Source organism: Pseudomonas sp. Ost2 (assembly GCF_018326065.1).
In the GTDB taxonomy this organism is placed as follows: domain Bacteria; phylum Pseudomonadota; class Gammaproteobacteria; order Pseudomonadales; family Pseudomonadaceae; genus Aquipseudomonas; species Aquipseudomonas gingeri.
Genome location: NZ_AP021904.1, coordinates 1,560,016 through 1,575,078 on the forward strand (window position 1 = coordinate 1,560,016; position 15,063 = coordinate 1,575,078).

Consider the following 15,063-nt stretch of genomic DNA (forward strand, 5'->3'; position numbering starts at 1 on the left):
AGGCTACAGGGTAGGTCCGGGAGTAATAACGAGAGGTGATTCAGATCAGTTCATTGGCACATTCCATTGAAAATGAATGACTTGAGTCTATTACGCGGGTACAACGTGGCCCTCGCTGAGAGGCTTGTTCCAGAGGCCTCGCGGGAGAACTAAAAGAAATAATTCGTATTGCCGTGGATGTTTAAACTAGACAGTTTTCAGGAGAGTGCAAATTCCTGGCGTCAATTTTTCAAACGCCCTTGATTAATCTCGAATCGCTCACAAAACTGTCTGTTCGAGCCGGGCGCATAGTCGAAAACGGTCTTAAGCTCCCGTGTTTATTAGCCATATCCAATAAACGAATTCCGACAGGCGATCATTAATCGAGTGAACTGTCGTTCTCTCTTTGATAATTGAAACAATTGGAAATACAGGGAGTGGATATGTCACAACCGGCACAGAAACTGCGGCTCGGTGCGCTGATTGCCCTGGTGGTCGGCTCGATGATCGGTGGCGGGATCTTCTCCCTGCCGCAGAACATGGCGGCGCGGGCGGATGCCGGGGCGATCCTGATCGGTTGGGCAATCACGGCGGTCGGCATGCTGACCCTGGCCTTCGTCTTCCAGACCCTGGCCAACCGCAAGCCGGAGCTGGATTCCGGGGTCTATGCCTATGCCAAGGCCGGGTTTGGCGACTACATGGGGTTTTCGTCGGCCTGGGGCTACTGGATCAGCGCCTGGCTGGGCAACGTCGGCTACTTCGTCCTGTTGTTCAGCACCCTCGGTTACTTCTTCCCGGTCTTCGGCCAGGGCAACACGCCGGTGGCGATCGGTTGTGCCTCGGTGTTGCTGTGGGCGGTGCATTTCCTGGTCATGCGCGGGATCAGGGAGGCGGCCTTTATCAACCAGCTGACCACGGTCGCCAAGATCGTGCCCATCGTGATGTTTATCGTGATCGCCGCCGTGGCGTTCAGGGCCGATATCTTCACCCGGGATATCTGGGGGAGCGGCAATCCGGATTTCGGCGGGGTGATCGACCAGGTGCGCAACATGATGCTGGTGACGGTATTTGTGTTCATCGGTATCGAGGGTGCCAGCGTCTACTCCGGACGGGCGGAGAAACGCGCGGATGTCGGCAAGGCCACGGTCATCGGTTTTATCGGCGTGCTGGCCTTGCTGGTGCTGGTGAATGTCTTGTCCCTGGGGATCATGAGCCGCCCGGAACTGGCGCAATTGCAGAACCCGTCCCTGGCGGCGGTACTGGAGCATATCGTCGGGCCCTGGGGCGCCTTGCTGATCAGTATCGGCCTGGCGGTGTCGTTGCTCGGGGCCTTGTTGTCCTGGGCATTGCTGTGTGCCGAAATCCTCTTTGCCACGGCGCGGGACCGGACCATGCCGGCCTTCCTGAAAAAGGAAAACGCCAACCACGTGCCGGTCAATGCCCTGTGGCTGACCAATGTGATGATCCAGTTGTTCCTGTTGATCACGCTGTTTTCGGCGGGCACCTACACCAGCCTGATCTACCTGGCGTCATCGATGATTCTCGTGCCTTACCTGTGGTCGGCGGCCTATGCGGTGTTGTTGAGCGGTCGTGGGGAAACCTACGAGGGTGCGGCGGGCGAACGTCGCAAGGACCTGCTGGTCGGTGGCATCGCGCTGATCTACGCGATCTGGCTGTTGTATGCGGGCGGGGTGAAATACCTGCTGCTCTCGGCGCTGCTGTATGCCCCGGGAGTGATCCTGTTTGCCCTGGCCAAGCGTGAGCAGGGGCAGCCACTGTTCACCCGGGTGGAAAAGGGCATCTTCGGCTGCGTGGTGACGGGGGCTTCGCTGGCGGCCTATGGGTTGTATAGCGGGGTGTTGAGCCTCTGAAGTCTTGTGCTGCCTGCCCGGGCCTCTTCGCGGGCAAGCCCGGCTCCCACAGGGCCCGCGTTGCACACCGATTTTGTGTACGACGCAAACCTTGTAGGAGCCGGGCTTGCCAGCGAAGAGGCCCGGCTCCCACAGGGCCCGGGTTGCACACCTATTTTGTGTACGGCGCAAACCTTGTGGGAGCTGGCTTGCCAGCGAAAGCGATTGCCGATTCACCACCACTTTGCGGGATGGGCGCCCAGTTCCCCGGCCGGGAACTGCCAGCGCAACGGCGACCCTTCTATGTTCAGCGGTGCTGCCAGGCGATGCGCCGGCCCCCAGACGGTGTACTCCACCAGGGTGCTGCGATCGGCCGGCACCTCGCGGCGCAAGGGCTCCGGGTCATTGACCGGGCCCTGTTCCACCAACAACTTCGCGGTCCGCGCCAACGACAGGCGCGCCGTGCCGCCGCGTCCGCTGTCCAGGCGTTCGGTCAGCGCCCGGATCGCCGCAGCCGCCATCAGGTAGCCGGTGCCCTGGTCCAGCGCCTGCACCGGCAGCGGTGTCGGTTTATCCGCCTGCTTCCAGTCCATGCCCGCCTGGGCAATCCCGGTGCTCATCTGCACCAGGCTGTCGAAGCCGCGACGGTGCTGCCACGGTCCGCTCCAGCCATAGGCATTGAGACTCACGTCGATCAGTCCGGGAGCCAGCTGCTGGCGGCGCCGGGCGTCGTAACCCAGGCGTTCCAGGGCATCGGCCCGGTAACCATGCAGGAGGATATCGGCCTGGCTCAGCAGGTGTTCGAAGACCTCGCGGTCGGCGCTGTCGTGCAGGTCCAGGCGGGCGCAGCGTTTGCCCAGGGTGACTTCCGGGACCAGGCCCGGTTCATCCCAGTCTGGGGGATCGATGCGCAGGACATCGGCGCCGAGTCCGGCGAGCAGGCGGCTGGCAACGGGACCGGCGAGCACCCGGGTCAGGTCGAGGACCTTGATTCCAGACAGCGGACGCGCCGTCGAACCCTGCCAGTGCAGTGGCCGTTGCAGGGTATCGGTGCTGCGCTGGACCAGCGCCTCGGCGTTGACCGCCAGGCCCTGAGGGTGGCTTTTCCAGTCGGTCCACGCGCGCATTTCGGCGGCGCAGCCACCGGTGGCGACGATGGCCTGCTCCAGTTCGCCCTTGCTCCACTGGGCCACCCGGGCGGCCATCGCCTGGCGATCCGTGACCTGGCCCAGGACCCGTTCGGCGGCGGCCCGATGGTGAGGCGCATTGGTGTGCAGGCGGATCCAGCCGTCGCGTGTGGCGTAGTCGCCGGCAATCGGGTCCCAGGGCGGCGGCAGGGTCCAGTCGATGGGGCGCAGGGAACTGGCGAACCAGAAGGAGGCCAGGCGCCGGTCGACGCCGATGTTCGGGCGCTGCCCGGTCTGCTGCTGGAGCAATTCGGCGACCGCTGCGCCGGCGGCGGCGAGGCTGGCGCTGGCCAGGTCGGTGACGGCGAAGGCCGAGGGCAGGGCGCCGCGTTCGGTGAAGGTCGGGGAAGAGCCTGGCAGTTCCAGTGCGGCTTGAATGGACTTCAGCAGATCAGTCATTGAAAAGCCCTCCATGAGAAGGGCCATTGCACCGCAAATTCCCGCTGCTGTCGATGTTTCCAGAGTGGCTATACGCGGAACTGATCCATCAGCTTCATCTGGTGGTTGGCCAGGGCATTGAGCTGGCTGCTGACCTGCGCCGACTCATCGGCCTGCCCGGTCAGGGTCTCGGTCACGCTACGGATCGCCGAGACATTGCGGTTCACTTCCTCGGCCACCGCGCTCTGCTGTTCCGCCGCGCTGGCGATCTGCAGGTTCATGTCGCTGATCACGGTCACCGCGTCGCTGATCTTGCCCAGGGCCTGCACCGCCTGCTGGATTTGCCCGGCGTTGCTCTGGGCCTGGCTCTGGCTGGAGTGCATGGTCGCCACCACGCCACGGGTCGCGCTCTGGATCCGCTCGATCACCAGGCGGATCTCTTCCACCGAGTCCTGGGTGCGCTTGGCCAGGTTGCGCACTTCATCGGCCACCACGGCGAAGCCGCGTCCGCTTTCCCCGGCCCGTGCCGCCTCGATGGCCGCGTTCAGGGCCAGCAGGTTGGTCTGCTCGGCAATGCTGCGGATCACCTCCAGTACCGAACCGATCTGCTCGCTGTTGACCGCCAGGGCTTCGACTTCGCCCACGGCCTTGCTGACTTCATCGGCCAACTGGTTGATATCGCGGGTGCTGCGCTCGATGATCGACATCCCGTCCCTGGCCGACTGATCCGCGCCCTTGGCCGCCTGGGCGGCGTTCGAAGCACTGTTGGCGACATCGTGGGCGGTGGCGCTCATTTCGTTGGAGGCGGTGGCGACCTGGTCGATTTCGCGGAACTGGGTCTGCATGCCTTCGCTGGTCTGGCGGGCGATGGCCGAGGACTGGTCGGCGGTACTGCGGGCATCGACGATGCTCTGCTTGATCTGGGCAATGGTCGGTTGCAGCTTGTCGAGGAAGCGGTTGAACCAGCCGACCAGCTCGCCCAATTCATCTTTCTTGCTGTAGTCCAGGCGCTGGGTCAGGTCGCCGTCGCCGCTGGCAATCGCCTTGAGCATCGCGGCCACGCGGTTGATCGGCCGGGTCACGCCGGAGGCCGTCAGCCAGATCAGCAACAGGCCGACCAGGCCGGCGACGGCGGCAATCAGCAGGGCCTCCAGGGTGCCGCGGGACTGCGCTTCATCGAGGACCTTCTGCAGTTTCACCGAGTCGGCGAGCAGGACCTTTTGCGGCAGGTCGATCACCACGCCCCAGGCCTTGGCCTCGGCAATCGGACTGACCGGGTAAACTGCGCGGATCAGGTCGCCCTGCTTGAGGATCTTCGCCCCGCCGCCGGAGACGGCCTGGAGCACGTCCTTGCCTTCGCTGCCGAGGACGTCGCCGATGTTCTTGCCGACCGCCGCCGGATCGCCGCTGAAGCCGGCGAGCACGCCGCTGCCGGAAACGATCAGCATGTTGCCGGCACCGTTGAACAGCTCGCGGCGCGAGTCGTTGGCGGCGGCCTGCAGGGAGTCCAGGGCGATGTCGATGCCGACCACGCCGATGACCTTGCCGTTGCTGACCAGCGGCAGGGAAATGGTGGTCATCAGCACCAGCTTGCCCCCCACGGTGTCGGCGTACGGGTCCAGCAGGCAGGTCCGCTTGTTGTCGCGTGGGCAGGTGTACCAACTGTTGTAGGGCGTACCGCTGAGGCTGAGGGTGGTCTTGTTCATGTCGTCCTCGACCATCACCGTATTCAGCGCCTGGCCCCCGGCGCGACTCCAGTAGCTGGCGAAGCGCCCGGCTTCGTTGGCGCCGCGCGGTGCGTCATTGAGGAATTCGCCATCCTTGCCATCGAGGCCGTTGGGCTCGAAGGCCAGCCAGACACCGAGCACCCTGGCGTTGCGGTCGAAAGCGGTCTTGAGGCTCTGGTTGAGATCCTCGCGCAGGGCCGCGGCCGGTAGCGCATGCCTGTCGGCCTGGCTACGCATATCGTTGATCTGGTCGGCCAGGGCGGTGATCACCAGCAGGCTTTCGCCGAAGGTCTTCTGCAGGCGCACGGCCTGTTCGGCGGCCTTGGCCTGGAGCAGGTCCTGGACGCTGGCGATCAGCATCTGGCTGCTGGAGGACTCGGTCAGCGCGTTGCTCTGGCGAGTCTGGTAGACATTCATGCCGACAATCAGCCCCACTACGCCAAGCAGGCACAGGCCGGACAGCAGGACGATTTTCAGGCGGATGGAGAGGGCGTCGAACATAGGCGTACTCGCGAGATGGAAAAGGGGGAAGACAGGCGAGTCCGGGCCGACTCCTGTTCGCCAACTCCATCCGGCGCTATTCCTGCAACATCGGCTACAGGCCTTGTTACATGAGGCTTTGCCGATGAGCGGTGGTCGCAAACGGTTGCGTGGGAAGATCCAGCGGAGAGTACGGATGCGGCAGTGTTTTCAGGGTTGCCCGGCGACCGGCAGGTGCTCGGGACGGGACCAGATCCACAGATTGCCCAGGCTCATGCCGGCGATGGCCAGGTAGATCGGCCAGCCATGTTCGAGCATCACCAGCATCAGGGTGGCGCAGAGCAACATGCTGACGGTGGCGCTGATCTTGGCCCGGCGGGCGATGATCTTGCCATTGCGCCAGTTGCTCAGGATCGGCCCGAACAGGCGGTGGTTTTCCAGCCAGGCACTCAGGCGCGGCGAGCTTCGGGTGGCGGCCCAGGCGGCCAGCAGGATGAACTCGGTGGTGGGCAGGCCGGGCACGACAATGGCGATCAGGCCGATGGCGAGGCTGACATAGGCGAGCACGCCGAACAGGATGCGCGCGAGTTTCGAGGACGAGGGTGTTTTGCTGGTCATGGCGTCGATTGTGGTGCGCTGGGCAAAATGGCTCAAGCCTTGGTGCAATGCCGTTCGTTCAAGGCGTGTGCCGCGGAGCGGATTCTCGTGGCGAGCGGGCGGGCCCGCTCGCCACGAGGTAGCGTCCACCGGGGACTTTCGCATCAGGCCAGTTCGGGCGCCGTGGCGTAGGCCTGTTCCAGCAGCACGGTGAAGCGTACGAAGGCATCGATGGCGCCTTTTTCCACCGCGGCTTCCTCTTCGGCGCTGAACTCCAGGCCGTCGAGGGTCTTGATGAAGCTCTTCCAGCCTTCGGCACGACCACCGGCCGGCTCGCCCAGGTGACGGGCACCGAAGGTTTCGCTCAGGCCCAGGCCAACGGCACGCTTGATCAGGAACGCCGCACCGAGCTTGGAACCCTCGGAGACAAAGATCCAGCCCAGCGCTTCGGCCTTGCTCGGGTTGTGCACCGCACCGGCGACCGGTGCCGGTACTTCGGTGTCCAGGTCGGCGAGGTCGGCCTTGGCCTGTTCGGCACGGCAGCGGGCCGGCAGGTCCGGGACAATGGCGATCAGTTCGGGATCGTTGTACAGGGCGACCAGTTCCGACTGGAACAGGTACTGGGCGACGACAAAACGGGCGAAGTTGGCCTGGGTTTCGAACGGCGCATGGGCCTTCACCAGATGATCGAGCCGGGTGTGCGGCTCGTTGGTGATCTGGTTCAGGCGTTGGGAGCGCAGGCTCGGGCGCTGGGTGTTGTCCTGGGAGGTCATTGCGAAGTCCTTGGGAATGAGAGGCGCTTTCAATTGCTACACAAATAGATAGACGAATCAGAAGACGCGCCACAGTAAAAAAACCTCACCCCGCCGTTGCATATCGCGGCGGGAGAGGTGTGCAGGGGGTCAGGTGCGCAAGGTCAGATGTCCCAGATCAGGTTGACCGAAAAGTTGCGCCCCGGAGCGGTCAGGCGGTCGAGGTTGGCCGGGCTGACGGCACCGGCTTCGCCGACACCGTCGTAGCCGCGCACGTCATCCCAGTTCCAGTATTTCTTGTCGGTCAGGTTGTACAGGCCGGCATTGACGGTCACATCGTCGGTCACCTTGTAGAAGCCGGTCAGGTCGAACACACCGTAGCCCGGGGTCTTGAACTGCTTGCTGCTGGTCAGGCCGTCCGGGGCGTTGAAGGTGGTGTCATCGACCCGATCCTTGCGCTTGACCAGGGTCCAGCTCAAGAGCGCGCCGTAGTTGTCCTGGTCGTAGCCGAGGCCGAAGACGCCGGTGAGCGGGTTGACGCTGTTGATCGGCTCGCCGGTGTCATCGTTGCGACCGTAGGTATAGGCCACCGAGCCCTGGGTGTAGAGCCCCTGGGGGGCACCGAAGTGGTCCAGGTCCAGGCGACCCTTGGCTTCCGCGCCCTTGATGGTGGCGTGCTTGATGTTGTTGGTCTGGAAGGTCAGCTCGCTGTAGCCCGGGGCGACGGCGTCTTCGTTGATGAAGTCGCGGTACTTGTTATAGAACACCGCCACATCGAAGGAGCCGGCGTCGAACTTGCCGCGCAGGCCGGTTTCGTAGCTCTTGCTCTTTTCCGGCTCCAGGTTCGGGTTGGGCTCGACGTTATAGCCGGAGGTGCTGTTCTGGAAGCGACCGTAAAGGGCCTTGGCCGATGGTGTGCGGAAACCTTCGGCGTATTGGCCGTACCAGGTGTACTGGTCGGTCAGGGCATAGGTCAGGCCGAACTTGGGCGACAGCCGATGCCAGGTCTTGTCGGAACCGTCGATGGTGCCGCCACCCGCGGCGTTGATGGTGTTGACGAATTCCTGGGTGATATGCGGCTTGAGCTGGGTGTAGTCGTAGCGCAGGCCGGGCAGGAAGGTCCATTTGTTCCAGCTGATCTGGTCCTGGGCGAACAGGCCGTAGCTGTCGATGGTCGGGTCCGGGAAGTCGCTGGATTTCACCAGCCGGTCCCTCGGGCTGTCGCCGCCGATCACCGTACAGCCCTGCGCCAGGCTGCTGAGCGCCAGGCAGGTGCCGCTACCGCTGCGCGAGCCGGTGACTTTCTGCTGCTTGATCGTGGTGCCATAAGTCAGCAGGTGGTCGGTTTCGCCGATATTGAAGGCCTTGTCCGCCTGGGCGTCGAGTACCCATTGCTGTTCCTGGTAGACCGTGTCGCGGCTGCGCATCACATGACGAACGAAGGGGAAGTAGTCTTCCAGGGTGCTTTCGTCGGTCTTGGCGGTCTGGTAGTTCAGGCTCAGCTTGACGTGATCGGCCACGGCGCTGTCCAGGCCGAAGCTGTCCTCGATACCGAAGCGCTCGCGGGTCACCGTGTCGTTGCCTGTGCGCGAGAGGTACATGCCGACCGGGACGCCATTGCCGAACGGTCCGCCCACGGCGCTGCGCTGGTTGGTGTCGATGTCGCTCTTGAAGCGTTCGTAGGTCAGGCCCAGGCGCGAGTCGTCGTTGTAGTTCCAGCCCAGCTTGGCCAGCACGTTGGTGGTCCGGGCGGTTTCCGGGTTGGCCTCGGTCCGCTTGAGCCCGGTGCCGCCGGTGTCGCCATAGGATTCGGTTTCGCGACCGTTGCGCTGGCTCAGGTGCAGCAAGCCGTCGAAGTCGCCGTTGCGACCGGCGACGGTGCCGGAGGTCAGCCAGCTGTTGTCGGCGGAACTGTAGCCGGTCTTCAGGCGCGCGCCGGTGTCCTGGCCGGGCTTGATGATGTCGTCCGGATCGAGGGTGTAGTAACTCACGGCGCCGCCGATGGCGTTGCTGCCGTAGAGAACGGAGGCCGGTCCGCGCAGGATCTCCACGCGCTTGATGATTTCCGGATCGACGTAGTTGCGCTGGGTCTGCGCGTAGGGACCGTTGAAGAAACTGTCGGGGATTTCGACGCCATCGACCTGGGTCAGAATGCGGTCGCCGTCGATGCCGCGGATGTTGTAGTTGCTGATGCCGCCGCCGCGCTGACCGGCACCGCCGACCGAGACGCCGGGCTCATAACGCACCAGTTCCTTGATGGTGTTGACGTTCTGCCGGTCGAGTTGCTGGCGGTCCTGTACGGTCACGGTGCTCGGCACCGAGGACACGTCCTGCTCCTGGCGGGTGGCACTGATGGTCACCTGCTGCAGGTTGAGGGTGCTGCCGCCGGCGCGTTTTTCCAGGACGATATTGTTGTCGCCCAGCTTGCGGTAACTCAGGTTGGTGCCGACCAGCAGGCGCTCCAGGGCTTTTTCCGGCGTCAGCGCACCGCGTACGCCCGGTGATGCCACGCCCTGGCCGAGTTCGGCCGGCAGGCCGACTTGCCAGCCGGTGACCGTGGTGAACGCATTCAGGGCCGACACCAGCGGTTGCTGGGCGATCGCGAAGTTGTAGTTGCCCAGACTGCGTGCCGGCTGTTCGGCGCTGGTCGCCGCGAGCACGGGAGTCGCCTGGGCACCGGCGAGCAACACAGCGACGGTGAGCAGGGACAGGGTGCACTGTTGCAGGCCGCTGCTGCGGGCCTTGGGCGTGAAACGTGTGGGCATCGATAGCGCTCCGGTGTACGAATCTTATAGTTGCAATGCGATTCTTTATGAGAATCACTTGCATTGGCTATAACGAGACGAATGGCCTATCGCTATCGAGTAAAAAAACTTTCAGCTAGTTGAGAATGACCAGCGCCGGGTATTCCGATACCCGCGCGGAGGTGATGTGGGCGAGGGAGCGGACCACGTCCAGAGGCTTGTCCAGGCGGTAGTTGCCGGTCACGGCGACCTGCGCCAACTGCTCGTTGTTGTTGACGATCCAGCCGGGGTAATAGCGCCGCAGTTCGGCCAGCACCTGGCTCATCGGGCAGTTCTCGAACACCAGGCGACCCTGGACCCAGGCCAGGTCCTTCTGTACGTCGAGCTTTTCCGGACGACCAAAGCCATGGGGACCGATCCGCACGCTGTTGCCGGCGGAGAGACGCAGGCGGGCGCTGTCGTCGCGGGTGCGCAGGTCGACATCACCACGTTCCACCTGGACCTGCGCTTCGCCATTGAGGTAACGCACGGCGAAGGCGGTATCGCGCACGCTGGCCTGGACCGGGCCGGCATCGACTTCCAGCGGGTGTTCGCGCTGGCCGGACACCTCGAAAAACGCTTCGCCCTTGTACAGCCGGGCCACATGCCTCTGCTCGGTGAAGGAACTGGAGAACGCCGAGTTGGTATTGAGCAGGACCTTGGAGCCATCTTCCAGCTGCAGGTGCTGGCGCTCACCGACCACGGTCAGGTGATCGGCCTGCAGGCGCAACGGCAGGTTGCCGTAGATGCCGATGGCGATCAGCAGCACGGCGGCGGTCGCCAGGGGTTTCCAGTGGGGGCGCAGGCGTCGTGGCAACGACGGCCGACGCCGGGCTTGCAGGGCCTGGGCGGCGGCGATCACCGGTTCGGCATTCCAGGCGCCGCTGGCGCGGGCGTAGGCCTGAGCGTGCGCCGGATCGGCGGCGAGCCAGGCATTGAATTCGACGCGCTGCTCGGCGCTCGGGCACTCCATCACGATCAGCCAGTCCAGTGCCTGATCCATGGCGTTGTCTTGCAACACCTGCCGAGCCGGCTCGGGGGAGTGCAGGTTGGGGCTGTCCGTCACGGGTGTTCCTCGGTAATCGCTGCCACGGTTCGATTCGATGATCCGCTGCTGTGCATGGACGGATCTTATAGGTCTGGTGCCAAGCTTAAGGGCGATCCAGGCGTTCGGCCACCCCGACACAGATGGCCATGATCAGCTTGAGTTCCTTCTGCACGGTGCTCAGGGACACGTCGAGCTGTTCGGCGATCTCCTGATAGCTGCAGCCGTGCAGGCGGCTGAGGATGAAGATCTGCTGCTGGCGGGCACTCAATTGACCAAGGCTCACACTCAGGCGCTCCAGCAGTTGTTCGGCATGGGTGGCATCTTCCGGGGTGCTCAGCGGCGCGGCGACATTCTCCACGACCTCCAGCGGCACGTCTTCCATCAGGGTACGGGACTGGATACGTCGTGCGCGCAGGTGGTCCAGCGCCAGGTTGCGGGCGGTCTGGAACACAAAGGGTTCGAGGTGATCGATGGGGCGTTCGCTCAACGCCCGGGTAACCCGCAGGTACGTCTCCTGCAACAGGTCTTCGGCGGTGCTGTGGTTGTGCACCATGCGTTGCAGCGTCCGCAGCAGCGAGACCCGCTGGGTAAGGAAGACCTGGTTGAACTGGGATTGCGTCACGACAGCACCGGAGCGATTACAAGCGAATGATAATGCTTATCATCTGTGTCGTTGGTCAAGTACTTATGTGCTGCCGGCCTGTTTGAGCGGGCCGCTGGTGTTTGCTCGGGACTGTCTTGATGCAATGAGCGCAGGAGACTGTGTCGGAATCCAGAAGTTCTTTTTTGTAGGCTTGCCGGTGTAAGCCTTTGCTTACACGTTGCGTAAGCGATCAAGGATGGAAGTAGGAATAGATCACCGCATGATTTTTGTATCTTGTTGAAATATATGTATTTTTGTATTTCTTGATGGGCCCGGATGGCAGATGCCTGCCGTTGGATCCACTTGCAGGCGATCTGAAAACCCTTAATATCAGCCCTGTGTCGACGGATAGACACGGTGATCAAGGAAGGTCGCTGGAAGGAACGTCGCAGGATGCGATTCATCAGGATGATGAAAGGGAAAAAAGGGATTAGGGAAAAAATGTGGGCGGGTCATACCGCCCCTTTTTTTTGCCTGCAGGAAAGTGAAACCTCCTGCCCGGAAACGTAAAAAGGCCCGCAAGGGGCCTTTTCAGGAACGCTCGGCAATCAGCGTTCGAGGTCTTTGATCTTGCCTTTGACGCCATCCCACTCTTCGGCATCCGGCAGCGATTCTTTCTTCTCGGTGATGTTGGGCCAGATTTCAGCCAGCTCGACGTTCAACTGAATGAACTCTTGCATGTCCTCCGGGACTTCATCCTCGGAGAAAATAGCCACAGCAGGGCATTCCGGCTCGCAAAGCGCGCAGTCGATGCACTCGTCCGGGTGAATCACCAGGAAGTTCGGGCCTTCGTAAAAGCAGTCCACCGGACAGACTTCTACGCAGTCGGTGTACTTGCACTTGATGCAGTTGTCGGTGACGACGAAGGTCATTTCTAATTTTCTCCTCAGGCGGCGGCAGCGAAACCCGGTCAAAATGGGTTCGCCAGGTTCGGGAGCGATAGTCTGCGAACCAGGCTAATAGCCCGCAGCATCCCAAACCGCGCGAGATTCTAGCAGCTTGCGGCCGTCTGCGTTAGATCCGTGTCTTCAATGTATAGAGCATTTCCAACGCGCGGCGTGGGGTCAGATTGTCCAGGTCGAGCTTGGCCAGTTCATCGAGCACGGGGTGCGGCAGGCTGGCGAACATGTCGCTCTGCATCGGTGCCGCCGGCTTGCCGGGCTTGGTCACGGGAATCTCGTGGGGCAGGCTGGTGGTTTCCAGGCGGCTCAGGTGTTCGCGGGCCCGGACGATCACATCGGACGGCACGCCGGCCAGTTGCGCCACCGCCAGGCCGTAGCTCTGGCTGGCCGGGCCGGGCAGCACGTGGTGCAGGAAGACGATGCGCTCATTGTGCTCGGTCGCGTTCAGGTGCACGTTGGCCACCAGCGGTTCGCTTTCCGGCAGCACCGTCAGTTCGAAATAGTGCGTGGCGAACAGCGTGTAGGCCCGCAGGTGCGCCAGGCGCTCGGCGGCGGCCCAGGCCAGGGACAGGCCGTCGAAGGTACTGGTGCCGCGCCCGACTTCGTCCATCAGCACCAGGCTTCGTTCGCTGGCGTTGTGCAGGATATTCGCGGTTTCGCTCATTTCCACCATGAAGGTCGAGCGGCCACCGGCCAGGTCGTCGCTGGAGCCGATCCGGGTGAAGATCCGGTCCACCAGTGACAGTTCGCAACTGGCCGCCGGCACGAAGCTGCCGATATGCGCCAGCAGCACGATCAATGCGGTCTGGCGCATGTAGGTGGATTTACCGCCCATGTTCGGACCGGTGATCACCAGCATGCGGGTGTTGTCGTCGAGGGCCAGGTCGTTGGCCACGAACGGCGTGGTCAGCACCTGCTCGACTACCGGGTGGCGCCCCTGGCTGATGCGCATGCACGGCTCGTCGACAAAGCGCGGGCAGTTCAGGTCCAGGTTCAGCGCGCGTTCGGCGAGGTTGCTCAGGACATCCAGCTCAGCCAGCGCCGCGGCGGTGTCCTGCAATGGCGGCAACTCGCCGATCAGGGTTTCGAGCAGGGCTTCGTAGAGCATCTTTTCCCGCGCCAGGGCCCGGCTCTTGGCCGACAGGGCCTTGTCTTCGAACTCCTTGAGTTCCGGGGTGATAAAGCGCTCGGCGCCCTTGAGGGTCTGGCGGCGGATATAGTCGGCCGGCGCCGACTCGGCCTGCTTGCTCGGCAACTCGATGAAATAGCCGTGGACACGGTTGTAGCCGACCTTGAGGTTGGCCAGGCCCGTGCGGGCTTTTTCCCGGGCTTCCAGGTCGATCAGGAACTGCCCGGCGTTTTCACTGAGGGACAGCAGTTCGTCCAGTTCGGTATCGTAGCCGGTCTTCAGGACCCCACCGTCGCGGATGATCGCCGGCGGGTTATCGATGATGGCGCGTTCCAGCAGGATCGCCAGTTCCGGGTAGGTGCGGGTGGTGGCGGCCAGTTGCCTGAGGTGCGGGGCGTCCAGTTCGAGCATCGCGTCCTGCAGTTGCGGCAGTGCGCCGAGGGCATCGCGCAGGCGCGCCAGGTCGCGAGGACGGGCATTGCGCAGGCCGATCCGGGCGAGGATGCGCTCGATATCGCCGATTTCCTTGAGCTGCGGTTGCAGCTTTTCAAAGCGGTAGCCTTCCAGCAGGCAAGTGATGGAGCTCTGGCGTGCCGTCAGGACCTTGAGGTCACGCAGCGGACGGTTCAGCCAGCGGGTCAGCAGACGGCTGCCCATGGCGGTCTGGCAGCGGTCGACCACCGATTGCAGGGTGTTGTCGCGACCGCCGGCGAGGTTGGTGTCCAGTTCCAGGTTGCGGCGGCTGGCGGCATCGAGCACCACGGTGTCGTCCAGGCGCTCATGGCGCAGGCTGCGCAAATGCGGCAGGGCGGTGCGCTGGGTTTCCTTGGCGTAGCTGAGCAGGCAGCCGGCGGCACCGATGGCCAGGGTCAGGGTTTCGCAACCGAAGCCTTTCAGGTCCTGCACGGAAAATTGCTGACAGAGACTTTTATGCGCGGAATCGCGCTCGAAATCCCACGGCGCGCGACGACGGGTGCCCCGGCGTTTTTCCGCCGGCAGTCCCTGCGGCCAGTCATCCGGAATCAGCAGTTCCACCGGGTTGATCCGCTCCAGTTCCGCCAGCAGGTTTTCCCAGCCCTTGATTTCCAGGACGCTGAAATTGCCACTGGTGATATCCAGCACCGCCAGGCCGAACAGACGCTCATCGCCCAGCAAGGCGGCGATCAGGTTGTCGCGGCGTTCATCGAGCAGGGCTTCGTCACTGACGGTACCGGGGGTGATGATCCGCACCACCTGGCGTTCCACCGGACCCTTGCTGGTGGCCGGGTCGCCGATCTGCTCGCAGATCACCACCGACTCGCCCAGCTTGACCAGCTTGACCAGATAACCCTCGAGCGAATGGTACGGAATCCCGCACATCGGAATCGCCTGCCCGGCCGACTGCCCGCGGGCCGTGAGGGTGATGTCCAGCAGCTTGGCGGCCTTCTTCGCGTCTTCATAGAAGATCTCGTAGAAGTCGCCCATGCGGTAGAACATCAACTGGTCGGGGTGCTGGTTCTTCAGGCGCCAGTATTGCTGCATCATCGGCGTGTGGCTGGACAGATCGGAAGTAGTTTTACTCATCGGATACTTAGGCGGATTCGTTTTGAGTGGGGGGCAAGGTCGGGC

10 protein-coding genes are annotated in these 15,063 nt (G+C 63.2%); 1 reads left to right on the plus strand and 9 read right to left on the minus strand.

What is annotated here, in order from left to right:
• Positions 1–422 precede the first annotated feature (422 nt).
• Positions 423–1,850, plus strand: coding sequence for an arginine-ornithine antiporter (arcD, locus tag KI243_RS06775; RefSeq protein ID WP_212810639.1), 1,428 nt, complete (start codon positions 423–425; stop codon positions 1,848–1,850).
• 212 nt (positions 1,851–2,062) lie between these two features.
• On the opposite strand, the gene KI243_RS06780 is transcribed toward arcD, so the two are convergent.
• The 9 genes from KI243_RS06780 to mutS all read right to left on the minus strand — a co-directional run bounded on the left by KI243_RS06780 (position 2,063) and on the right by mutS (position 15,018).
• The gene (locus tag KI243_RS06780) at positions 2,063–3,415 is read right to left on the minus strand and encodes a CoA transferase (RefSeq protein WP_017127603.1); all 1,353 of its coding nucleotides are present in this window, start codon (positions 3,413–3,415) and stop codon (positions 2,063–2,065) included.
• Between the two features lie 68 nt (positions 3,416–3,483).
• The gene (locus KI243_RS06785; protein ID WP_103032774.1) at positions 3,484–5,622 is read right to left on the minus strand and encodes a methyl-accepting chemotaxis protein; all 2,139 of its coding nucleotides are present in this window, start codon (positions 5,620–5,622) and stop codon (positions 3,484–3,486) included.
• A 189-nt stretch (positions 5,623–5,811) separates the two neighbouring features.
• Complete coding sequence (locus tag KI243_RS06790; protein WP_042936229.1) at positions 5,812–6,219, minus strand: YbaN family protein; 408 nt, start codon at positions 6,217–6,219, stop codon at positions 5,812–5,814.
• Between the two features lie 143 nt (positions 6,220–6,362).
• Positions 6,363–6,971 carry a biliverdin-producing heme oxygenase gene (locus KI243_RS06795; RefSeq protein ID WP_177130637.1) on the minus strand — a complete coding sequence of 203 codons (609 nt, stop codon included), beginning with the start codon at positions 6,969–6,971 and terminating at the stop codon, positions 6,363–6,365.
• A gap of 143 nt (positions 6,972–7,114) precedes the next feature.
• Complete coding sequence (locus tag KI243_RS06800; protein WP_177085805.1) at positions 7,115–9,715, minus strand: TonB-dependent receptor; 2,601 nt, start codon at positions 9,713–9,715, stop codon at positions 7,115–7,117.
• 115 nt (positions 9,716–9,830) lie between these two features.
• Positions 9,831–10,736: a FecR domain-containing protein gene (locus tag KI243_RS06805; RefSeq protein ID WP_085983798.1), complete on the minus strand. Its 906-nt coding sequence runs from the start codon at positions 10,734–10,736 to the stop codon at positions 9,831–9,833.
• Between the two features lie 148 nt (positions 10,737–10,884).
• On the minus strand, positions 10,885–11,403 hold the full coding sequence (locus KI243_RS06810; RefSeq protein WP_017127609.1) for a sigma-70 family RNA polymerase sigma factor: 519 nt from the start codon (positions 11,401–11,403) through the stop codon (positions 10,885–10,887).
• A 569-nt stretch (positions 11,404–11,972) separates the two neighbouring features.
• Complete coding sequence (fdxA, locus tag KI243_RS06815) at positions 11,973–12,296, minus strand: ferredoxin FdxA (protein ID WP_003222178.1); 324 nt, start codon at positions 12,294–12,296, stop codon at positions 11,973–11,975.
• Positions 12,297–12,438: 142 nt separating this feature from the next.
• Positions 12,439–15,018 (minus strand): DNA mismatch repair protein MutS, encoded by a 2,580-nt coding sequence (gene mutS / locus KI243_RS06820; protein ID WP_177085807.1) that lies wholly within the window; start codon positions 15,016–15,018, stop codon positions 12,439–12,441.
• Positions 15,019–15,063 lie beyond the last annotated feature (45 nt).

What these genes read in the sequence shown, in the direction of transcription:
- arcD (WP_212810639.1), top strand. Translation starts at nt 423, where the DNA reads ATGTCACAACCGGCACAGAAACTGCGGCTCGGTGCGCTGATTGCCCTG.
- KI243_RS06780 (WP_017127603.1), bottom strand. Translation starts at nt 3,415, where the DNA reads ATGACTGATCTGCTGAAGTCCATTCAAGCCGCACTGGAACTGCCAGGC.
- KI243_RS06785 (WP_103032774.1), bottom strand. Translation starts at nt 5,622, where the DNA reads ATGTTCGACGCCCTCTCCATCCGCCTGAAAATCGTCCTGCTGTCCGGC.
- KI243_RS06790 (WP_042936229.1), bottom strand. Translation starts at nt 6,219, where the DNA reads ATGACCAGCAAAACACCCTCGTCCTCGAAACTCGCGCGCATCCTGTTC.
- KI243_RS06795 (WP_177130637.1), bottom strand. Translation starts at nt 6,971, where the DNA reads ATGACCTCCCAGGACAACACCCAGCGCCCGAGCCTGCGCTCCCAACGC.
- KI243_RS06800 (WP_177085805.1), bottom strand. Translation starts at nt 9,715, where the DNA reads ATGCCCACACGTTTCACGCCCAAGGCCCGCAGCAGCGGCCTGCAACAG.
- KI243_RS06805 (WP_085983798.1), bottom strand. Translation starts at nt 10,736, where the DNA reads ATGGATCAGGCACTGGACTGGCTGATCGTGATGGAGTGCCCGAGCGCC.
- fdxA (WP_003222178.1), bottom strand. Translation starts at nt 12,296, where the DNA reads ATGACCTTCGTCGTCACCGACAACTGCATCAAGTGCAAGTACACCGAC.
- mutS (WP_177085807.1), bottom strand. Translation starts at nt 15,018, where the DNA reads ATGAGTAAAACTACTTCCGATCTGTCCAGCCACACGCCGATGATGCAG.